This is a genomic window from Pseudobutyrivibrio sp. 49 (genome assembly GCF_900100545.1).
GTDB lineage: Bacteria > Bacillota > Clostridia > Lachnospirales > Lachnospiraceae > Pseudobutyrivibrio.
In genome coordinates this window covers 43,946-65,500 of the sequence record NZ_FNDP01000017.1, presented here as the reverse complement: position 1 = coordinate 65,500, position 21,555 = coordinate 43,946, and the positions used below count along the sequence as shown (strand labels likewise).

Sequence of the window (21,555 nt, the reverse complement as noted above, 5' to 3'; positions counted from 1 at the left end):
CCCTGATCAGGAGAATATTTATCTCTGACTAAATCATAAATAAAAGACCAATCAATAGCTTTATCTATAATCCTAAGAAGATGATCTTGAGGAACCAAGTCATCAGTACATACAAATTCAATCTGCTTTCTTGCCTTCTCATTCTGTTCTGTAATCATTATTCTAACCCCTTGTTTTGATAGTATTATTATACCAAAAAAGTAACTAGAACGCTTGTAAAATCAAGGCTTTCTAAGGATTTGGATAATCTAAAAATGAAAGAACTGGAGTCCGCAGACTCCAGTTCCTCCTTATTAAAAAGAAAATGTCGCGGCGGAAGCCGCGACACTTTGTCTACACTCTGAGATGTAGTTTCTGAAACTACATCTCATTTTTTGTATAAGGGGAAAGATATGGATAATTCTAGAAAACGACTTAATGAAATACTTCATCAGCTGGCTGAAATAGATTATGTTCATCCTGCTGATATTCCAAATATTGATTTATATATGGATCAGGTGCTGACCTTTTTAGATCAGGAGCTTGGTACTGTCCGCGAGGTAAACGAGGATAAGGCCATGACCAAAACCATGATAAACAACTACACTAAGAATCAGCTTATGCCACCTCCAGAAAAGAAAAAGTATTCCAGAGAGCATATGCTGAATCTTATCTTTATATATTACTTTAAGAATTTCTTGGGATTGAAGGATATCAAGAGTATTTTGGATCCAATCAACGACAAGTACTATGGGGACAGTGATGGTTTGTCTTTCTTTGATATTTATTGCGACATGGTAGGTTACGAGCGCAAGGTTGCAAAGGAAGTAACAAAGGATATTATCAAGAAGTACAACATGAGTCGCGAAGCCTTTGCTGACCAGGATGAGGAGAGCAAGGATGTGCTTCAGGATTTCACATTCATCTGTCTGCTTTCATTTGATGTATTCGTTAAGAAAATGATGATTGAACAGTATATTTCCAACCGTCGTAAAGATGAGGAAAAGGCAGACAATAGTTCCAAAGAAAAACCAAAAGAAAAGTGATTATTAGGTAGAAGGAACTATGTTTCTATGTTAGAATAATAGAACAAAGTTTCGAAAATAATCATAAATGTAAGGATAGTTTTGTTATGAATTTAGATTTTTTGAATGACAAGCAGCGAGAGGGGGTAGTCACCACAGAGGGGCCTGTGCTTATTTTGGCTGGTGCCGGTTCTGGAAAGACAAGAGTGCTTACACACCGCGTTGCTTATTTAATAGAGCAGGGGGTGATGCCCTACAACATCATGGCTATCACTTTCACTAATAAGGCAGCCAGAGAGATGAGGGAGCGTATTGATAATATCGTCGGCTTCGGTTCTGATGGTGTTTGGGTAGCTACCTTCCATGCCAGCTGTGTTCGTATTCTTCGTCGTTTCTGCGAGAATCTCGGACAGGGCTACAGCAGCAATTTTACTATTTATGATACAGACGATTGCAAGACCCTTATGAAAGAGGTTTGCAAATATCTTCAGATAGATACAAAGCAGTTTAAGGAGCGAACATTCTTAAATGTAATTTCTGATGCTAAGAACAAATTGATTGGTCCTGAAGAGTTTACTAATCGTGCCATGGGCGATTTCAATATGTCCCGTCAGGCTACAGTTTATCGTGAGTATCAGGCACGTCTTCGTCAGAACAACGCTTTTGATTTTGATGATTTGATTATGAAGACAGTTGAGCTCCTTCGTTTAGATGGAGATGTTCGTGCTTATTATAATGATAAGTTCAAATACATTATGGTAGACGAGTATCAGGATACCAATGCAGCGCAGTTTGAGCTGGTTCGTTTGCTTACTGGCGGTGCACAGAATCTTTGCGTAGTAGGTGATGACGACCAATCCATCTACAAATTCCGTGGTGCTGATATTTATAATATTTTGAATTTTGAGCAGCACTTCCCTGCAGCTCACGTTATTAAGCTGGAACAGAATTATCGTTCTACAGGCAATATTTTGGAGGCGGCTAATTCTGTCATTGCCAATAACGAGGGACGTAAGGAAAAGGCTCTTTGGACAGAGGCTGAGGATGGAGATAAAATTCAGTTCCAGCAGTTTGACAGTGCATATGAAGAGGCTAGCTTTATTGCCAGCAACATAGGTGCTTTGGTTCGTAAAGGCGAAGCAGATTACAAGGATTGTGCAGTACTTTATCGTACCAATGCTCAATCACGTCTTATAGAAGAAAAAATGATTTATGAGGGTATCCCTTATAAGATTGTTGGCGGTGTTAATTTCTATAGCCGTAAGGAAATCAAGGATGTTCTTGCTTATTTAAAGACAGTTGATAATGGTAGTGATGATATTGCTGTTCAGCGTATCATTAATATTCCTAAGCGTGGAATTGGTGCTACCACTATCACAAAGGTTTCTGATTTTGCCAGAGAACGTGGTCTTAATTTCTACGAGGCACTGCTTCATTGTGAAGAGGTACCATCTATTGGAAAGGCAGCTACAAAGATTCAGGGCTTTACCAGCTTAATAGAGAAGCTGCGTCAGATTGCAAAAGAAGAATCTGTATCAGCACTTGTTGAAGAGATTTTGGATCAGACGGATTATGTGGCAGAGCTCAGAGCCGAGGGCACTGATGAGGCTAAGGCTCGTATTGAAAATATCGACGAGTTACTTACAAAGGCAGTTGCCTACGAAAAGGATGCAAGAGATGACGGTGAGGAACCTACATTGTCAGGATTCTTAGAAGATGTTGCTCTTGTAGCAGATATTGATAGCTATGAGGAAAGCGACAATTACGTGGTGCTTATGACACTTCATGGCGCTAAGGGATTGGAGTTCCCACGTGTTTATATGGCAGGCATGGAGGATGGATTGTTCCCAGGTCAGGCAGCTATCTTTGATGGTGGCGGAGCAGACTCCGAGCTTGAAGAAGAGCGCCGTCTTGCTTACGTAGGAATCACCCGTGCCCGTGAGCATCTTACAATGACTGCAGCACGTATGAGAATGGTTCGTGGCGAGACAGCCTTCCATAAGATTTCCCGCTTTGTAAAAGAGATTCCTGAAGAGCTAGTAAAGGGCAATCTCTGGGAACCAAAGCCTATGGATGATTACAGCAGCACTCCTATTGGAGAGTACTCTGTCTACCAAAAGCCTTCAGGTTTCGGTAAGCCATTTGCTGCCTCTACAAGCTATGGTACAGCAGGTTCCACAGCAGGGAAAGGAAAGGGCAGCTACAGCGCCAGCAGATATTCTGTAGGTAGCTCCACTACTGCAGTTGCTAATAAGAACGGCACAAAGATTGAGAAGAGTGAATTGGATTATGGCATCGGCGACCGCGTCAGCCATATCAAATTTAAAGAAGGGACAGTTAAAGATATTATAGATGAAGGTCGCGACTACGAGGTCACAGTAGAGTTTGATGGTGTCGGCGTAAAGAAGATGTTTGCGTCCTTCGCAAAGTTAAAGAAAGTATAGGTGTAATTTATGAAACGTGGTGAAGTTGTACAAGGTAAAGTAATAAAAGTAAACTTCCCTAACAAAGGTATAGTTGAGACTGCTGAGGGAGACCGCCTTCGTGTAAAGGGTGTACTTCCAGGTCAGACAGTTTCTGTAAGAGTTAAAAAGAGTTCAAAAGAAAAGGCTCAGGGTAATCTTCTTTCAGTGGATGCGCCATCTCCTCTTGAGATGGACTGTCCAGCTTGCGTGCATTTTGGAAAGTGTGGTGGTTGTACATATCAGTCACTTCCTTATGAGCAGCAGCTTAAGATTAAAGAGGGCATGATTCATGACCTTATGGCACCAGTTATCGGTGAGGATGTTTGGAATGCCACATACGAGGGAATCAAGGCCAGCCCTAAGCAGTTTGAATACAGAAACAAGATGGAGTTTTCTTTTGGTGATGAGGTAAAGGATGGTCCTATTACTCTTGGTATGCACAAAAAGGGTAGCTTCTATGATGTTGTTACAGTAGATGGCTGCCAGATTATCGACGCAGATATGAGACGCGTTCTTACTATCACATTGGATTACTTCGCAAATGCGAAGCAGCCATATTATCGCAAGAATACACACGAGGGATATCTCCGTCATCTTCTTGTTCGCAAGGCAGCAAAGACTGGCGAGATTCTTGTGGATTTGGTTACAAGTACACAGATTTCATCTATCTATGAAATAGCTCTTTTAGAGGGATGGAAGCAGGCTCTTATTAATTGCCCTGATTGGGAAGGAAAGCTTACAGGTATCCTTCATACAAAGAATGATAGAGAAGCAGATGTTGTCTGCGATGAAGGTACAGAAATTCTCTATGGTCAGGATTGGTTCAAGGAGGAGATTTTAGGACTTTCATTTACAATCACTCCATTCTCATTCTTCCAGACTAATTCACTTGGTGCAGAAGTGCTTTACAGTACAGCACGTGATTTTATTGCTGGCGGAGCTGACGGGGCAGAGGTATATGACCTTTATTCTGGAACAGGTACAATTGCTCAGGTTATTGCACCTGCAGCAAAGCATGTAACAGGTGTAGAAATCATCGCTGAGGCAGTTGAGGCAGCAAAGGACAATGCTAAGCTCAATGGCCTTGAGAACTGTGATTTCATCGCAGGAGATGTACTTAAGGTTCTCGATGATATTACTGAGAAGCCAGATTATATAATCCTTGATCCACCACGTGATGGCATCCATCCAAAGGCACTTGATAAGATTATCGATTACGGTGTAGATTCACTTGTTTACATCTCATGCAAGCCTACCAGCTTAGCTCGCGACCTTGAGGTATTCCTCGCCCGCGGCTACAAGGTCACACGCCTTGCCTGCGTTGATATGTTCCCAGGAACATATCATTGTGAATCGATTTGTGCATTGACTAGAAAATAAAAACAAAGGGGTACATATCATAAGATATGTGCCCCTTCAATTTTTATCTTACATCATCATCGTCGTCTTCAAAGTCAATGTCGCCGCCCATGTATTCACGGCCTACAACACGCTTTGCTTCACGTTGCTGTTCTACCTGAACAGAAAGCATTTCTTTAACGTTGGCAGAATTCTTTACATTTCTAATTTCGAATGTGCCAAGGTTCTTATCTGAGGAACTTACAAAGATAGAACCAACCCCAAATATTCTCTGCCCAAGGCTTCTCTTAAGCTGAAGGTCGAGGATTCTGTATAATCTCACTTCGTTTTGAACAAGATTAAAAAATCCAGTCTCAACAAATAATCGATCCTCGCTCATGCTATATTTAGTAAAACTAAGTGGAAGTCCAAAATGTCTTTTTCGGTCATGCCATAAAATATTAGCCATTATTATCCTCCTAATTAATTGATATTTTAACTAATTATAATCGTTATTACTCATTAAAACAATTAGATGCATATATTGTCAAAATAATAAACATGTTGATATTCACTGAAAATTATGCAATAATGTCAAAGTAGTATAAAAATAATAAAGGAAGCGAGGTAAATTTGATGCGTGTGATGAACACAGAGATTGTAACTGAATATCGTATGAAGACCTCGGTTTTGGAATTTTAATATGATTTTCGACCGTGGCTAATTTGTCACGGTTTTCTTATGCCTTTTTCAGGTAGATTTCCATTATAGGTCTCCATACATATTTGTATTTTGAAAATGATAGGAGACTAAGAAAATGAATAATTTAAATACTAAAGAACAGATTACTAACGGTGAGAAACTTGGACGAATTTCTGAGGTACAAAAGAACAGCTTCAAAATAAAGTTTCAAGGACAGGATATTCCTGCAAAATTAAAGGGGGTTTTCTATGAAGAAAGCGCTGATAAATTGCCAGTAGTAGGTGATTATGTAAGCTTTACATACAATCCGAATGGTGATTCCATGATACAGTCAGTGCAGGACAGAAAAAGTTTTTTGCAGCGACCAGATCAGGCAAAAACAGGTGTCATGCAGTACATGGTAGCCAACGTAGATTATGTTTTCATAGTCACATCATTGAATGAGGATTACAGCTACAACAGAATTGCAAGATATGTGAGCGTGGTTCTTCAGGGCGGTGCTACACCTGTTGTGATTCTCACGAAATCAGACCTTTGCAACAACGTAGGCCGCTACATTCGTGAGGTGGAAACAATTTCAGAAGATGTGAGGGTTCACGCTATATCTGCCATTTACGATATAGGCATGAATGAGCTGGAAGAATACCTTCAGCCAGGCAAAACAATCTGCCTAATGGGTTCCTCTGGAGCAGGAAAATCCACACTTCTCAATGCAATCACAGGAGAAGAAATCATGAAGACTTCTGCTATTAGAGAATCAGATGATACAGGAAGACATACCACTACCCACAGGCAGTTAATAGAGTTGCCAAATGGAGTTTCTATCATCGATACTCCCGGCATGCGTGAGCTTGGAATGGCCATGGTAGAGGATGGAATTGATAGCACATTCTCGGATATTATCGAGCTTGAAAGTAGATGTAAATTCAGCAACTGCAGACACGATACGGAGCCTGGTTGTGCTGTGAAAGCTGCCATAGAAAGTGGAGAATTATCACTGGAAAGATTTCAGCTATATCAAAATCTTGGTCAGGAAAATACAAGAAATTATGCCAAGAAAAAGGAGATTTCCAAGTGGGCAAAGGCCTATAAGAAAAGTAAAAGTACAGGAAGGGTTCATGCAGATTTTTGAAAAGCATCTTGGAGTGGTGGGATCAGTAGATGGAGATATCTGTCAGGTGAGATATTGGGAATTTCTCATCCCTGCAAGAATTCTATCAGACCTGTCACAGAAGCCTATAGCTGGCAGCGATGTAATATTCGAGTGGAACCACAAAGGGGAATCCAGAATTATTAAGGTATTTAAAAATTTGCTGGAATAAAATTGGAGAAGTGAATTAAAGATAAGTTTATCTCATAATATAAATATTCATTATAATTACCCATTGACTTCCATATGTGACACTACTATAATCTACTCAATTTAGAAAGCGAGGATAAAATGATTTACAGATTAACTCTAGTCGATTCGATGAATAAGGATTCGAAACCCGTGGATATGAAGCAGGGGTCTAATTCTTGTACAATCGATGAGGCATGCTATATGAGTTGATATATCATTTTATAAGCATAGGGACTAATCTAGCCTCATCAGACTATCATCTGATGGGGCTTTTTTTATACCTATTTACATTCGCTTAAATAGAATCAAGGAGGCTAGATATGGAAGGCAGAGAGAAAGTTGTAAACGAATTTTATGCACAGTATGTGGAGGACAATCGCCTCGACAGATCTAGACGTGGACAGATGGAATTCATCACCACAATGCATTATATTCATCAGTATTTGAAGCCTGGTATGAAGGTGGCTGAGATTGGCGCAGGAACAGGTAGATTATCAATTGACCTTGCAAAACAGGGGTATGATATGACATCCGTGGAATACTCAGATGCAAACTTCGCAAAGCTTCAGAAAAATGCTGAAGGAATTGATAATATCAGGGTGCTTCAGGGAGATGCAGTTAATCTTCATCAGCTGGAGGACAACACTTACGATGTAACACTTCTCTTTGGACCTATGTATCACCTTTATTCAGAAGAAGATCAGCTTGCAGCACTGAAGGAAGCTTCTCGTATAACAAAGCCAGATGGAAAAGTATTTATCGCATTCATTTCAGTATATGCAATCATGTACACAAACTACCTGATTGAACAGTGTGGCGATATGAGATATGGATTGGAGGAGAACTACACAGAAGACTATAAAGTAAAGCATTTCCCAGAGCAGTTGTTTACAGGTTTTGACATAACAGAGTTTGAGGAGCTTGTAGATAAAACTCCACTTAAGAGAATAAAAACTCTTGCAACAGATGGTGTCATCGAGTTGGTAGAAATTGGTAATGAAAATTTCAAACTAAGCGAAGAAAACTTTGAGGTATACAAGAATTATCATCTTGCAATGTGTGAAAAGAGAGAGCTGTTAGGTAGCTCAAATCATCTGCTTGTAATCTGTGATAATCAATAATTTAATTCGTATATACGATAACAGACGGGAGGACAGAAAAGATGATTTTAGAAGAAGAAACCTACGAACTTAATGGCCATATAGTAACTCTCAGAGCACCACAGCCGGAGGATGCTGAAATGCTTACAGAATATTTGAAAACGGTTTGCGATGAAACTCCTTATTTGTCTCAGTATGGAGATGAAGTAAAAATCACTCCAGAAGATGAAATTAAGTTTATCGAAAGACGCAACGATTCAGAAACAGGATATTTGATTTTAGCCTTTGAAGATGGTGAGTTTGCAGGAAATATGTCATTTGAGAGAGTGGGAACCAGCAGAAGAGCAAAACACAGAGCAAGCATCGGCATAGCCTTCTTCCAGAAAAATACAGGCCATGGACTTGGACGACTAGCATTAACTCGCCTTATTGAGCTGATAAAGGAGTCAGGCTACGAGCAAGCGGAGCTTACAGTTCTTGAAGGAAATGAAAGAGCAAAGCTTCTTTACGAATCTCTTGGATTTAAGGAAACAGGAAGAATTCCAAAAGCAAATAAATATGATGATGGTACCTTCAGAGATGATATCCTAATGGTAGCTGAATTATAAAAAATAAACCCTTGAGTGGTCAGTGCACACCCAAGGGTTTTTCATACTAAAATATTTATTTTATAACTGTGCTGTACAGTGTGGGCAACGAGTTGCCTTGATATGAATCTTGCTGTAGCAGTATGGGCAATCCTTCTCTGTTGGCTCAGCAGCCTCAGCATCTTCTTTGTTCTTCTTTACAAGAGCAGTAGCTCTTTCTGTAGCTCTGTTAAGACCCTTGATGATGCAGAAGATTACAAGTGCTGTGATAAGGAAATTAATTACAGCAGTAATGAAATTTCCGTATGTAAGTGTTGGAGCTAAATCACCGCTTCCAAGTGTAACCTTAAGCTCAGAAAAATCTGTGCCACCAAAGATACCAAGGATAGGTGTAAGGATGTCCTCGTTCAAAGATGTAACGATAGCTGTGAATGCACCGCCGACGATAACACCGACTGCCATATCCATTACGTTTCCACGCATGATAAATTCTTTAAATTCTGAGATGAAACCTTTTTTATCGCTCATAGTGACCTCCCTTGTGAAAAATATTTTAAACTTTAACCATTATACCAATATTGAAATAAAACATAAATAAGAAAATGAGGCAAAAAAGACAGCGACAACAAGGAATTAAAGCGCTTACTGTTTTTTTTCAGGGGCAATTAGGATATAATAGATTTACTGTCGAAATCGGAATTGCGGATCCGATAATACGAAAAATAATTTAGAAAGAATAAAGTAGGAGAATTTGTTATGGGTTTATTTGACAAGAAGAAAAAAGAGGAAAACATTGAGGTTGCAGATACAGATGTAACAACCAATGTTGAAACAGGAAGACGTTTTTCTGTAATTATAGATGGCATCACAACTATGCTTGATGGCAACGGTAGCATCATCACAGGCCAGCTTACAGGAAAGATAGTTAAGGGCGATAAGGTATTCGTTTGCATGCCAGCGTCAAAGTCTATCCAGTGCGAGGTTCAGGCTGTAGAGGCTTCAGCAGATGGAAAAAGCTCTATCGTTGAAGAGGCTGAGGATACAAAGGTTTCACTTCAGCTTACACTTCCAGATGATGCTCAGATTAAGAAGTATGCAGTGGTTACAAATATCGAGCCACAGGAGAAGATTAATCCACGAGTTTCTATTGAAAATCCAGCACTTTCAGGTATTATCAATGGTCTTACTACATATGCACAGGACAATGCCTTCCATGGCACAGTAGCATATTGGGCAAGCCACGCTCATTTCCTTACACCTATCAAGATGGATCAGGAGCCAGAGGTTAACGAGCAGGGGGTTTCAGTTATCAAGAAGGATACAAAGATTGGCTTCTACATGCTCAAATCTACAATCAAGCTTGCAGGTACACCTGAAGATCAGGACAACATGGTACTTCCACTTTTCACTGATTGGGATGCACTTCGTCGTTGGACAGGTCTTGCGGATGATGGCGCTAAGATTCACACACAGATTCTTAGCTTTCAGGATGTATATGCTATGCTTAAAAGAGGCAATGTATACGCTGGTATAGCTATCAATCCATTCAACAAGGTTCCATGTACACTGCCAATTCCTTATCTTGATACAATTGTTAGCACACCTGGATATCAGGCTGAATTTGGTCCAAAGGAAGGTGCTGCACAGGGAAATGTGCAGGAGCAGAAGATTCCAGCAGGTCAGAAGATTCTTCTTGGTGTTCCAAAGGAATGCGAGGAGAATGAGGCTATCCGCGGAAAGCTTGTAGAGTACGGTCAGTCACATGATGAGATTAAGTCTATCAGCTTCCTTACAAAGGTTGAGGAAGAGACAAAGGCTGTTCGTCATCTCGTAGTTCTCGAGTTCCCAGAGGGATACGAAAAGGAAGAGATGAAGGTTCACATGGAGGCTATCTATCAGGAGATTCGACCACTTGCTCACGAGATTCAGGCTATCGAATATGCGCTCAAGGGGGCCATTCCAGCCGTAGACAACGTCGTAAATCAGCACTCAGATAAGATGCTTATTTACACTGCATAATTAGAGGAGCAGCTTTTTATATTGGGGGGATAATTGAATATGAAGTTTGATGTGAAGAAGACTGTGCAGATGGGCTTCGGCTTTCTTAGCATCTGCGCATTTTGGCAAATGTATAATGCCCTGATTCCGCTTGTGCTCACCAACACCTTTCATTTGGATGAGACCATCTCTGGTGTAATCATGGCTATGGACAATGTCTTTGCTTTGTTTTTACTACCATTCTTTGGTGCAGTTTCAGATAAGTGCAAAAGCAAAATGGGGCGCCGCAAGCCATTCTATTTGTTCGGAACCATTGCAGCAGTAGTGCTCATGCTTATGCTTCCACTTGTGGATAACAGTTACTATGCAAATCCATCTATGGGGAAGGAGATTTTCTTCATAGGTATATTGGGAGCTTTGCTTGTGGCAATGGGTACCTATCGTAGTCCTACAGTTGCCCTTGTTGCAGATTGCACTATTAAGCCACTTCGCTCTAGAGCAAACGCCATTATTAATTTGATGGGAGCATTGGGTGGAATCATATATTTGATTGTTGCGGCTGTTTTCTACCCTGCCTCAAAGACAAGAGATTTGCCACATGTTAATTACATGCTGATTTTCATGGTGGTGGCAGGAATTATGCTTGTTTCATTATGTATCGTCATGATTAATGTAGATGAGGTACAAATGAGAAAGCAGGTGGAAAACTATGAGCTTCTTCACCCAGAAGAGAATCTTTCTGTTGAGGATGAAAGTGGTAACGAGATGTTGCCACCTGATGTGAAACGCTCACTGAGATTTTTGCTTTTCTCTGTCGCCCTGTGGTTCATAGCATATAATGGCATGGAGACATGGTTTACTACCTACGCTGTAAAGATGTGGGATATGGCGCTTGGTGATGCTTCCAGATGTATGCTGGTTGCCAATGCAGGGGCAATCATATTCTTTATACCGTCAGGAATGCTGGCATCAAAGATTGGAAGAAAGAAGACAATACTCCTTGGAATAGTATTACTGGGAGGCAGCTTCTTTGCTGGATTCGTATTTACGTTATTATCCGGAACCTTTTCACCAATCTTGTATTTATTTTTTGCAACTATGGGCGCAGGCTGGGCATTCATCAATGTCAACTCCTTACCTATGGTTCTTGAAATGTGCAGAGATTCAGAAAGTGGTAAATTCACAGGATATTATTATACATTTTCAATGGCAGCTCAGATAATCACTCCGATTGTTGCAGGCTGGCTGCTTGCTCATGTGGGATATATGACATTATTCCCATATGCAACAATATTTTCCTTCTTAGCATTTCTCACAATGCTCTTTGTAAAGCATGGTGATGTAGATGTAGAGGTAAGAAGAGGCTTAGAGGCCTTTGAAGATATGGATTAATTATGGGGCTCCCGTTGGGAGTCCTTTATTATTAGGTTTGATTTGACTATAATTAAAAATATCATCGTTAAGAAGGACAGAGATATGAATAAGAAATTAAAAAGAGCATGTGACAGAATTAGATTGTCCTGGTACCGAGTATCAGGACGTACAAAAGGGGGAAATGGGGCAATGAATAAGCCAGTTGTTTGGGCACATAGAGGTGCCAGCGGATATTTACCAGAAAATACACTTCCAGCTTTTCAAAAGGCTATTGAGATGGGGGCTTATGGAATCGAGCTTGATATCCACAAGACTAAGGATGGTCAGCTGGTAGTTATCCACGATGAAAAGATAGATAGAACATCAGATGGAAAAGGTTATGTTAGGGATTACACTTTAGAGGAGCTTCGTAAGTACAATTACAATGCGACAATGCCTGAAGCCTGCCCTCATGCAGATATTCCTACAATGCGAGAGGTTTTCGAGCTTATTAAGCCAACCAATCTTCATATCAATATCGAGATTAAGAATGGTGTTTATTTCTACGAGGATATAGAAAAGGATATCATCGCCATGACTAAGGAATTTGATATGGAAGACAGAGTAATCTATTCTTCCTTCAATCACTACAGCATCATGAAGGTGAAGGAGCTTGATCCTGAAGCACACACAGGCTTCCTTTATATGGATGGCACTTTGGATATGCCTGAGTACGGTAGAGACCACGGAGTGGAGGCCCTTCACCCTGCTCTTTACAATGTTCAGTATCCAAATTATGTGGAGCGTTGTCACGAGTATGGTCTGAAGATTAACAGCTGGACCATCAACTCAAAGCAGTATATGAAGATGGCATGTGAGATGGGAATTGATGGCATCATTACTAACTATCCAGATACAGCACTTGAAATAGTAGCCAGCTTTAATTAAGGCAAAATATAGGGGAAAGTTTTATGAATTTTAAAGACATATTTATAGAGGATAAGGATTTTGCAAATGCTATGCAGGATACCATTCTTCCTTTTATGAATGGAAAATTACAGGACGGTTACTTCGTAAATACGGATGGTCTAAATCTTCATTATCAGATGATGATTAATCCTGCAGAGAAGGCATCTATAGTTATCAGTCACGGTTACTGCGAGTTTGCTACCAAGTTTACAGAGACAATCTATTACTTCTATAAGATGGGGTATTCTGTATTTATTGTGGAACACAGAGGACATGGTTTTTCAGATAGACAGGTGGAAGGCTTTTCAAAGGTATATGTGGACCGCTTCGAAAACTATGTGAAAGATTTTAATCAGTTTATAGAAAAGATTGTTATTCCAGAAAGTAAAACAAAGCATCTCTATTTATTCGCCCATTCAATGGGCGGAGGTATCGGTGCCATGTATCTGGAAAAATATCCAAAGGTTTTTGAAAAGGCGGTTCTCACTTCGCCAATGATAAGACTGGTTACACATAACATTAACAGTTTCGTGGCGGCTATTGTTTGCATACTTTCATACTTACCTATGTTTAGTAAGAGATATCTGCCAAAGCATCACGATTATGACCATACCTTCAAGTATCCACATTGCTCGGCGATGTCAAAGGCAAGATACACCTATCAGTACAATGAGCGTGAGAGGGAGCCACATTATCGCACCAATGGAGCTACCTTTGCATGGATAAGAGAGGCACTTAATGTTTCTAAAAAAATTCTTAAAAACGCCCATTTGATAGAAATTCCTGTTATACTAATGCAAGCATCCAAGGATACACTGGTAATGTCAGATGCCCAGGAGCACTTTTGTCAGAAGGCTAAGAATTGCAAGCTGATTCGTTTTGAAGGAAGTAAGCACGAGATATTTAATGCCACTGACGAGATTATACAGGACTATTATTCTAAGATTTTCGAGTATTACGAGAATTAGAGCTATGGAAAATTGTAAGGAGATTTATTATGTCAGATCAGGATTTTAGAGAATTTGACCCAGAGGAAACAAACGAAGTTGTTGATGCAGACGTAGTAGATACTACACCAGAAAAGGACAACAACTCTTCAAATGATAATAATGATAAGAAGCCAACTGAGTTTTGCTATATGTGTCACAGACCAGATACTATCTGTGGCCCACTTATCAAGATGGCTCCAGGAATGGGTGTCTGCAATGAATGCATGCAGCGTACTTTCGATTCTATGGGTAGCTTTGGCTTTGGCGGCGGAGACAACTCCAAGAGCAATATGGATATGAATAAGATGCCAAACATCAGCTTTTTGAACCTTGGCAGTCTTTTTGGAGAAGGCCCAAAGGTTAAGAATGCTCATGGTGCAGCATCAAGCCAGGCAAAGGAAGACAGACCAGCTCCTGCCATCGATATCAATAACATCATTCCACCACACAAGATTAAAGCCATGCTTGATGAGTACGTGGTTGGACAGGATTACGCTAAGAAGGTTATGTCTGTAGCTGTTTATAATCACTATAAGCGTGTAGCCACAGGCACAATGGACGACATCGAAATCGAGAAGTCAAATATGCTTATGCTCGGACCTACAGGTTCTGGAAAGACATATCTTGTTCGTACACTTGCAAAGCTTCTTGATGTACCTCTCGCTATCACAGATGCTACTTCTCTTACTGAGGCAGGCTATATCGGGGATGATATCGAGTCGGTTGTTAGCAAGCTTCTTGCAGCAGCTGGAAATGACGTTGAGCGTTGCCAGCAGGGTATCATCTTCATCGACGAGATTGACAAGCTTGCAAAGAAGAAGAATGCAAATCAGCGTGATGTAAGTGGTGAGTCAGTGCAGCAGGGGATGCTTAAGCTCCTTGAGGGTGCTGATGTTGAGGTGCCTATCGGTGCATCCAGCAAGAACGCAATGGTTCCTACCACAACAATTAATACAAGAAATATTCTATTCATCTGCGGTGGAGCTTTCCCTGCAATGGATGAAATCATAAAGGCAAGATTAAATAAGCATTCATCAATGGGCTTCATGGCTGATCTTAAGGACAAATACGATGATGATAAGAATATCCTTCAGAAGGTTACTGTTGAAGATTTAAGAGAGTTTGGTATGATTCCAGAATTCATCGGACGTCTTCCTATCGTGTTTGCTACAGAGATGCTTGATGAGGATATGCTTGTACGCATCTTAAGAGAGCCTAAGAATGCTATTATCAAGCAGTACGAGAAGCTTTTAGAGCTTGATGAGGTTAAGCTTGAGTTTGAAGATGCAGCTTTACATGCTATCGCAAGAAAGGCACTTGATAAAAAGCTTGGTGCCCGTGGACTTCGTTCTATAATAGAAGAGTTTATGCTTGATATTATGTACGAGATTCCAAAGGATGATAATATCGGTCAGGTTATTATCACAGAGGACTACATCGAGAAAAAAGGTGGACCAAGAATCATGGTCAGATCAGCTGGATTAATACCAGAAAGAGCAGCTGCAAATTAGAAAAAAACACCTGTCAATTAAACATCAGACCGACAGAGTTTGTTGGTGGCAGTTATAGAAACTAATATTGTTGCATAAATGGTTTAATTGATAACATTTTGGAAAATTTGTACAAAAAATTCCGACATTTTCTTTACTTTGATAAAGTCTTTTGCTAAACTATCTTTAGTCGAGAGAAGCTCGGCAAGTAATATATTGGAGGTACTTTAGCATGAGCAAAGGTACAGTTAAGTGGTTCAACAATTCTAAGGGCTACGGATTTATCTCAGACGAAGAAGGCAAGGACGTATTCGTTCACTTCAGCGGCATCAACTCAGAAGGTTTCAAGACTCTTGAAGAGGGTGCTACAGTTGAGTATGAAGTAACCGATGGTGCAAAGGGACCACAGGCTGTTAACGTAACAGTTGTACGTTAATTAGCACCACAGTTAATCATTATTTTGGGTACCTTTGGTTTTGTTATGAAAAACGGGATTTAAAGGCAATACAAACATGTGATTAAGGGGAGAGGCAGCGTAATATTTATATTACGCTGCTTTTGTTTTATAGGAGGATTTTTGAAAAGAGTAGTTAGATTTTTATTAAGGACAATATCGATGCTTATAGCAGCCACAGGTATATTCCTGGTGGCTTCTTATTTCATACAGAATTATACAAATAAGGAAATAGATTTGAACCCTATGGTGGACGAACCGGTAGTGGTTGAAAGTGTTTCCTATGATAGATATGCATATCAACACCTTAATGATGAGACCAAAGTAACATACGATCAGATTTATAACTGTATGACGGAGTATAGTGAAAAAATCACTGTATCTACAAAGGATAACTCAACTCTCCAAAAGGCCTATGAAGCTGTTATGGCAGATTATGGAGATTTATTCTGGGTAAATGGTTATAAGTACAATACCTATACCAGCGATGATAAGGTTGTCAGCATAGAGTTTTGGCCAAAGTATACTATGTCCAAGGATCAGAGGGATGTGTACAAGGCTTCAATCGAGGCTACTGCTGACGAATGGCTTTCTGGAATCAGTCAGGATGCCAGTGATTTCAAGAAGGCACTTTATGTATTTGAAACATTAATTGAGAATGTTGATTACAACACTGACAGTGAGGAAAATCAAAATATTCTCAGTGTATTTTTGTATCGTTCTACTGTGTGCCAGGGCTATGCTGATGCGGCATGGTATCTTCTTGATAAGCTGGGAATAAAGAGCACTGTTATTACAGGAACTGCAAACGGAGAAAGCCATGCATGGAATCTGGTATATCTTGATGGTGCCTATTACTACATGGATGTCACTTGGGGCAATAGCAAATACCTGGATGGAAATAATGACACCGCAAAGCGTGTGAACTACGCTTATTTTGCCATGACTACTGAGGAAATCAGTCAGAATCACGTAATTACTGTGGATTTTGAGGTGCCAGAGTGCCTGTCAAATGCAGATAATTTCTTTGTTCACGAAGGGCTTTATTACGACTGGTTCGGTGTAGATTCAATAGGAAACAGACTTGCACAATCCTACAATAACGGTGAGGCAGAAATATCTTTAAAATTTAGTAATTCTGACCTATATTCCAAGGTAATTAACTATTTTATAGATGAAAATCACCTGTCTGATTATTGTAGAGGCATAAACTCTGTGTACTATTTACTAGATGAGAATGCAAATGTCCTTACAATTCAATGGGTAAAACGGTGATAATACACACGTGGTTTTGAAAACTACATGTCGCAAGAATAAAAACTATTTACGTGGAACAGGCCTCGTGCTATAATGTCGGTAGAAAAAGCGGAGGAATACTAGGTAGATGTATAAAATTATTCTTGATAGCTGCGGAGAACTTACTGAGGAAATGAAAAAGGATGGTCATTTTGTTAATGTACCACTCACTCTGGAGATAGATGACCAGCAGATTATAGATGATGATAGCTTTGATCAGGCAAGCTTCATTAAGGCTGTAGCAGAAAGCCCTAATGCACCAAAGTCAGCATGTCCATCACCAAATGCATACATGGTGGAGATGGATTGTGAGGCTGAGAATGTTTATGTAGTTACACTTTCAGCTCAGCTTTCTGGTTCATATAATAGCGCCTGCCTTGGCAAAGATTTATACGAGGAGGACGATGAGTCTAAGAACATTCACGTTTTTGATTCAAAGTCAGCTTCTATCGGAGAGACACTTATCGCTCTTAAGATTGCAGAGTGTGAAAATGCAGGCATGTCTTTTGAACAGGTTATTGAGACTGTAGATGCTTATATCGAAGGTCAGCACACCTTCTTTGTGCTGGAGACTCTCGAGACATTTAGAAAGTCAGGTCGTTTATCAGGTTTAAAGGCTGCTATTGCTGAGACATTAAATATTAAGCCTGTAATGGGCTCTACAGAGACAGGTTATATTCAGCAGCTTGCTAAGGGCCGTGGAATGAACCAGACTATCGACAAGATGACTAAATGCGTCATGGATGTTACCACAGATTGTGAGAACAAAATTCTTGCAATTTCTCATTGCAACTGCCCAGAGCGTGCACTATCATTAAAGAAAAAAATGGAGTCGTTGGCCACATTTAAGGAAATCTTCATTGTAGATATGAGAGGCGTCAGCACAATGTACGCAAATGATGGTGGAGTAATTCTTGTGGTCTAGAAGATAAGAATGACATACGAACAGGTAGTATACACAATTGATAATAAACGCCGATTTGGAAAGGCATGTGGAAGGGATGTTACCCAGGAATTTATGGAGGCTTTAGGCCATCCTGAAAAGGGGCTGCATATCATCCACATCGCCGGTACCAACGGAAAAGGATCAGTAGCAGCTTTTGTAAGTAGTATCTTACAGGCTGCTTCTTTTGCGTCTTCTGAACATTATAAGGTAGGATTATTTACATCACCTCATTTGATAGATTATACCGAACGCATTCAGATAGATGGAAAACAGATTTCACGTGAAGATGTGACACGTATAGGCCAGCAGCTTCTTAATATGGAGCTTAAGCTTGAACCTACAATGTTCGATTACTGGCTTGCTATGGCAATGGTTTACTTTAAGGAGCAGCATGTGGACTATGTTGTTTTAGAAACAGGTCTAGGTGGTGCCAAGGATTCTACAAATGGATTAAGTCAGTTGCCTGAGGTATGTGCCATCACGTCCATTGGTTTGGAACACACACAGTATTTGGGTGATACCTTAGCAGCTATCGCAGGAGAAAAAGCTGGAATCATCAAATCAGGTGTTCCTGTTGTAATAGGAGAGATGGATGAGGAGGCTTCACAGGTCATAGAAGCACGATGTGATGAGCTGGGATGTGATTTGATTCATGCTACTCAGGTAGAATCGGATTTAAAGCTCGGACTATTTGGTGGATATCAGAGAAAAAATGCGGCAGTTGCAGTGGAAATAATTAGGAATCTGAAAATGATTGTGGATAATCAGACGATTGCAAATGGTCTTGCAACGGCTGTGTGGCCGGGAAGGATGCATGTTATCTCGGAATCTCCATATATTTTAGTGGATGGTGCACACAATCCTGCGGGAGTGACTGCACTTCGTGATAGTTTAAAGGCGGAATTTCCAAATCAGAAGTTTTCATTTATAATGGCAGTAATGGCAGATAAAAATTATGTGGAGATGGCACAGCTCATTGCACCACTTTCAGAACGTATTTATACTGTTACAGTTGATTCTGAGCGTGCACTTCAGGCGAAGGAGCTTGCAGATGCCATAGCGACTCTTGGGGTAGAGGCGCAGGCATGTGAATCCTACGAATCAGCCATTGAATTGGCAAAAACTTTTAACGAGAAGATCATAGTTTTTGGTTCTTTATATTTTATAGGGGAAATATTGGGGTCAGGTTATGATAAAAACGAGAGTTGAAGCGCTTCGCGTGCTGGGGTTGGGCCCAGATGCAGGAGAACAGAAGATTAAGGCGGCTTATAAGGATTTAGTAAAGAAATGCCACCCTGATGTGACAGGAATGGAAGATGCCACTCTTTACAACAGGATTACTGAGGCATATCAATTTTTGATTACTGAATCCAAGGGACAAGTTTTGACACATACACGTGTTATGGGCAAAGCTAATACTAGAAAGCCAGCCAGTAGTGCTGATTATGCAGCTTTTCAGAAAAAAGCTGCCAAGCAAAAGGAGCGCCGTAAGCAGGAGTTTGAACAGAAACAAAAGGATTTTTCTGCCATGTATGAAAAGCAGGAGGCAGATTATAAGCGCGCCATGGAAGCTATTGATGCCATTAGAGTGGCTCGTGCTATAGAGCACATGGTGTGGGCTAATGGTTTAGGAAAAGATATAAATAATGACGTTAAAGAAGAATAATTCTCTATTTAATATTTTCATTTCAGTAGTTGTTGTGGCTCTACCTACTATGCTGGAACAGATTCTTTCTGTGTTAATGCAGTATGTTGATACTGCAATGGTAGGACGACTTGGAGCTAATGCAACAGCGGCTGTATCTACATCTACTACGATTACCTGGCTGGTGGGAAGTATCCCTGTGGCCTTTGGCGTTGGTGCCATGACGCAGATTGCTCAGGCTATTGGTAGTGGAGAACATCATAAAATATCGCAGGTTGCGAAGGCAAGCCTTGTTTTTGCAATAGGTGTTGGTGCTGTAGTTGAGATTATCTGTCTGGCAGCATGTCCATTTGTGGCAAGCTGGATGGGTGCCTCTGCGGAGGTTGCTCCGGCAGCTACACGATATTTTTTCTGGATTTCAGTTCCAATTATTTTTAAATCGCTTAATATCATTTTATCAGCGGCAATACGTGCAACAAAGGATACAAAGACTCCGATGTATATTGGTGTGGGAGCTAATATTCTTAATGTTGTACTTGATTATCTCTTGATTTACACCTTCAATCTTGGGGTGGATGGAGCAGCTTATGCTACATGTATTTCTGCGATTTTCAGTGGTGTAATGACCTTGATGGTATTCCTTAGACATAAGGAGTTTAAGATGGAAGGACCAATTCTTTCCATTGAAAGAGAGATTATCAGTCGAATGTGGAGATTGTCTCTACCAGTACTTCTTATCAATGTGGCATCTACATCTGGTTACGTGGTTTTCGCAGGTCTGGTATCCCATATGGGCACCATTATTTTTGCCGCCCATAGTATTGCAGTAGGGGCAGAGGAGCTGTTTTATATAGGAGGCTATGGATTTAAATCTGCAGCCAATACCATGGTAGGCATATCTTATGGAGAACAGAATCACGACAAATATCATGCTGTTTGTGTTAGCAGTATTTTAGCTACAGTTTTAATTATGACGTTGAGTGGAGTACTGCTGTATGTATTTGCTACACCATTAATGGGCTTCTTCACAAATGATTCAGATGTCATAGCTCTTGGAAGCAAGGTGCTGAAAATGGTAGCCTTTAATGAGCCTTTCTTTGGACTATATATAATATCAGAGGGTATTTATTATGGACTGGGAAGAACAAAATATCCATTTGTTGTAGAGTTTGGTGGAATGTGGTTGGTTCGAATATTATCCACATATATAGGTATTCATTATTTTGGATTTGGACTAGTGGGAGTATGGTGCTGCATGATAGCAGATAATGTTTTGAAAGCTATTATGCTTGCTGTACCTGTTAGATGGTTGTGGAAAAAATAGAGTAAAAAGAAAAGCCTTTGCATTATCATTATTTAGACGATGCAAAGGCTTTTTTAATAATCAAAAGTGCTATAAATAAAGTAATCATACTATGAATACAATTTCTTCACGTTGCTCTCAATCACGTCTGTTGCGGAAATCTTGAAATCTCCCTTAAGGAAGCTCTCAAGCTGACCATGTGTATTGATAGCTTTACCGTTTACTAAAATGATAAATGGCTTCTGGCCATCCTCATTAAGAGTCATTCTATAATCAACTCTGTCAAGTGCATACTCAACTGCCATTTCATATGAATCGAAATAAGCTCTAGCATTTCCAAGAGTATGATCTGAAGTAATCCAGTATTCTTCTACGAAAGTGATAGTAGGATCGATAGCACTCATTTTTACAAATTTCTCAGAGCTTTCCTCACGGAGCAACTTGTATTCTTTGTTAAGTGTTGTTAATTCCATTTTTACACCTCATAAACTAAAAACCGTATCAACTGTGCTCAATCAGAAAGATAATAGCATGCAAAATGTTATATGTCAATAATAAAATGAAAATATATTTA

Annotated in this window: 21 protein-coding genes and 1 pseudogene; 18 read left to right on the top strand and 4 right to left on the bottom strand. The window is 40.1% G+C overall.

Going from position 1 to position 21,555, the window contains the following annotated elements; genetic code table 11:
• Positions 1-158, bottom strand: a pseudogene (locus BLP54_RS15660) (IS5/IS1182 family transposase); the annotation flags it as partial.
• A gap of 234 nt (positions 159-392) precedes the next feature.
• Here BLP54_RS15660 and BLP54_RS12590 point away from each other — a divergent pair.
• The 3 genes from BLP54_RS12590 to rlmD all read left to right on the top strand — a co-directional run bounded on the left by BLP54_RS12590 (position 393) and on the right by rlmD (position 4,849).
• Positions 393-1,025 carry a DUF1836 domain-containing protein gene (locus BLP54_RS12590; RefSeq protein WP_090170209.1) on the top strand — a complete coding sequence of 211 codons (633 nt, stop codon included), beginning with the start codon at positions 393-395 and terminating at the stop codon, positions 1,023-1,025.
• 86 nt (positions 1,026-1,111) lie between these two features.
• The gene (locus BLP54_RS12585; protein WP_090170208.1) at positions 1,112-3,448 is read left to right on the top strand and encodes an ATP-dependent helicase; all 2,337 of its coding nucleotides are present in this window, start codon (positions 1,112-1,114) and stop codon (positions 3,446-3,448) included.
• Between the two features lie 9 nt (positions 3,449-3,457).
• On the top strand, positions 3,458-4,849 hold the full coding sequence (gene rlmD / locus BLP54_RS12580) for a 23S rRNA (uracil(1939)-C(5))-methyltransferase RlmD (RefSeq protein ID WP_090170206.1): 1,392 nt from the start codon (positions 3,458-3,460) through the stop codon (positions 4,847-4,849).
• A 43-nt stretch (positions 4,850-4,892) separates the two neighbouring features.
• Here the strand turns inward: rlmD and BLP54_RS12575 are convergent, their stop codons facing one another.
• Positions 4,893-5,276, bottom strand: a complete 384-nt coding sequence (locus BLP54_RS12575; RefSeq protein ID WP_090170204.1) for a PH domain-containing protein — start codon at positions 5,274-5,276, stop codon at positions 4,893-4,895.
• Between the two features lie 348 nt (positions 5,277-5,624).
• On the opposite strand from BLP54_RS12575, the gene rsgA reads away from it, so the two are divergent.
• The 4 genes from rsgA (at position 5,625) to BLP54_RS12555 (ending at position 8,559) form a co-directional block, all read left to right on the top strand.
• Complete coding sequence (gene rsgA, locus BLP54_RS12570; protein ID WP_090170202.1) at positions 5,625-6,641, top strand: ribosome small subunit-dependent GTPase A; 1,017 nt, start codon at positions 5,625-5,627, stop codon at positions 6,639-6,641.
• The gene (locus BLP54_RS12565; RefSeq protein ID WP_090170200.1) at positions 6,628-6,831 is read left to right on the top strand and encodes a hypothetical protein; all 204 of its coding nucleotides are present in this window, start codon (positions 6,628-6,630) and stop codon (positions 6,829-6,831) included. The genes rsgA and BLP54_RS12565 overlap by 14 nt, the downstream gene beginning before the upstream one ends.
• Positions 6,832-7,171: 340 nt before the next feature.
• Positions 7,172-7,972 (top strand): class I SAM-dependent methyltransferase, encoded by an 801-nt coding sequence (locus BLP54_RS12560; RefSeq protein ID WP_090170198.1) that lies wholly within the window; start codon positions 7,172-7,174, stop codon positions 7,970-7,972.
• 41 nt (positions 7,973-8,013) lie between these two features.
• Positions 8,014-8,559: a GNAT family N-acetyltransferase gene (locus tag BLP54_RS12555; RefSeq protein WP_090170196.1), complete on the top strand. Its 546-nt coding sequence runs from the start codon at positions 8,014-8,016 to the stop codon at positions 8,557-8,559.
• A gap of 60 nt (positions 8,560-8,619) precedes the next feature.
• Here the strand turns inward: BLP54_RS12555 and mscL are convergent, their stop codons facing one another.
• On the bottom strand, positions 8,620-9,066 hold the full coding sequence (mscL, locus tag BLP54_RS12550) for a large conductance mechanosensitive channel protein MscL (RefSeq protein ID WP_090170194.1): 447 nt from the start codon (positions 9,064-9,066) through the stop codon (positions 8,620-8,622).
• 228 nt (positions 9,067-9,294) lie between these two features.
• Here mscL and BLP54_RS12545 point away from each other — a divergent pair, with 228 nt between their 5' ends.
• From BLP54_RS12545 to BLP54_RS12495, 11 genes are all read left to right on the top strand, one after another.
• The gene (locus BLP54_RS12545; protein ID WP_090170192.1) at positions 9,295-10,557 is read left to right on the top strand and encodes an SseB family protein; all 1,263 of its coding nucleotides are present in this window, start codon (positions 9,295-9,297) and stop codon (positions 10,555-10,557) included.
• 39 nt (positions 10,558-10,596) lie between these two features.
• Complete coding sequence (locus BLP54_RS12540) at positions 10,597-11,928, top strand: MFS transporter (protein WP_090170190.1); 1,332 nt, start codon at positions 10,597-10,599, stop codon at positions 11,926-11,928.
• Between the two features lie 84 nt (positions 11,929-12,012).
• Entirely contained in the window at positions 12,013-12,837 is an 825-nt protein-coding gene (locus tag BLP54_RS12535; protein ID WP_330386167.1) for a glycerophosphodiester phosphodiesterase, read from the top strand.
• Positions 12,838-12,860: 23 nt separating this feature from the next.
• Positions 12,861-13,826, top strand: a complete 966-nt coding sequence (locus tag BLP54_RS12530; RefSeq protein WP_090170187.1) for an alpha/beta fold hydrolase — start codon at positions 12,861-12,863, stop codon at positions 13,824-13,826.
• Between the two features lie 29 nt (positions 13,827-13,855).
• Positions 13,856-15,358, top strand: a complete 1,503-nt coding sequence (gene clpX / locus BLP54_RS12525; protein ID WP_090170185.1) for an ATP-dependent Clp protease ATP-binding subunit ClpX — start codon at positions 13,856-13,858, stop codon at positions 15,356-15,358.
• A gap of 211 nt (positions 15,359-15,569) precedes the next feature.
• Positions 15,570-15,773, top strand: coding sequence for a cold-shock protein (locus BLP54_RS12520; RefSeq protein WP_015548251.1), 204 nt, complete (start codon positions 15,570-15,572; stop codon positions 15,771-15,773).
• Between the two features lie 141 nt (positions 15,774-15,914).
• Positions 15,915-17,066 (top strand): transglutaminase domain-containing protein, encoded by a 1,152-nt coding sequence (locus BLP54_RS12515; RefSeq protein ID WP_090170183.1) that lies wholly within the window; start codon positions 15,915-15,917, stop codon positions 17,064-17,066.
• A gap of 109 nt (positions 17,067-17,175) precedes the next feature.
• Entirely contained in the window at positions 17,176-18,012 is an 837-nt protein-coding gene (locus tag BLP54_RS12510; RefSeq protein ID WP_090170181.1) for a DegV family protein, read from the top strand.
• Between the two features lie 9 nt (positions 18,013-18,021).
• The gene (locus BLP54_RS12505; protein ID WP_090170179.1) at positions 18,022-19,242 is read left to right on the top strand and encodes a bifunctional folylpolyglutamate synthase/dihydrofolate synthase; all 1,221 of its coding nucleotides are present in this window, start codon (positions 18,022-18,024) and stop codon (positions 19,240-19,242) included.
• A complete protein-coding gene (locus BLP54_RS12500; RefSeq protein WP_090170176.1) occupies positions 19,223-19,699 on the top strand; it encodes a J domain-containing protein in 477 nt (158 codons plus the stop codon). The genes BLP54_RS12505 and BLP54_RS12500 overlap by 20 nt, the downstream gene beginning before the upstream one ends.
• Complete coding sequence (locus BLP54_RS12495) at positions 19,680-21,002, top strand: MATE family efflux transporter (RefSeq protein ID WP_090170174.1); 1,323 nt, start codon at positions 19,680-19,682, stop codon at positions 21,000-21,002. Before BLP54_RS12500 ends, BLP54_RS12495 begins: the two co-directional genes overlap by 20 nt.
• 89 nt (positions 21,003-21,091) lie before the next feature.
• Here the strand turns inward: BLP54_RS12495 and BLP54_RS12490 are convergent, their stop codons facing one another.
• Positions 21,092-21,454, bottom strand: a complete 363-nt coding sequence (locus BLP54_RS12490; RefSeq protein WP_090170172.1) for a hypothetical protein — start codon at positions 21,452-21,454, stop codon at positions 21,092-21,094.
• Positions 21,455-21,555: the final 101 nt, after the last annotated feature.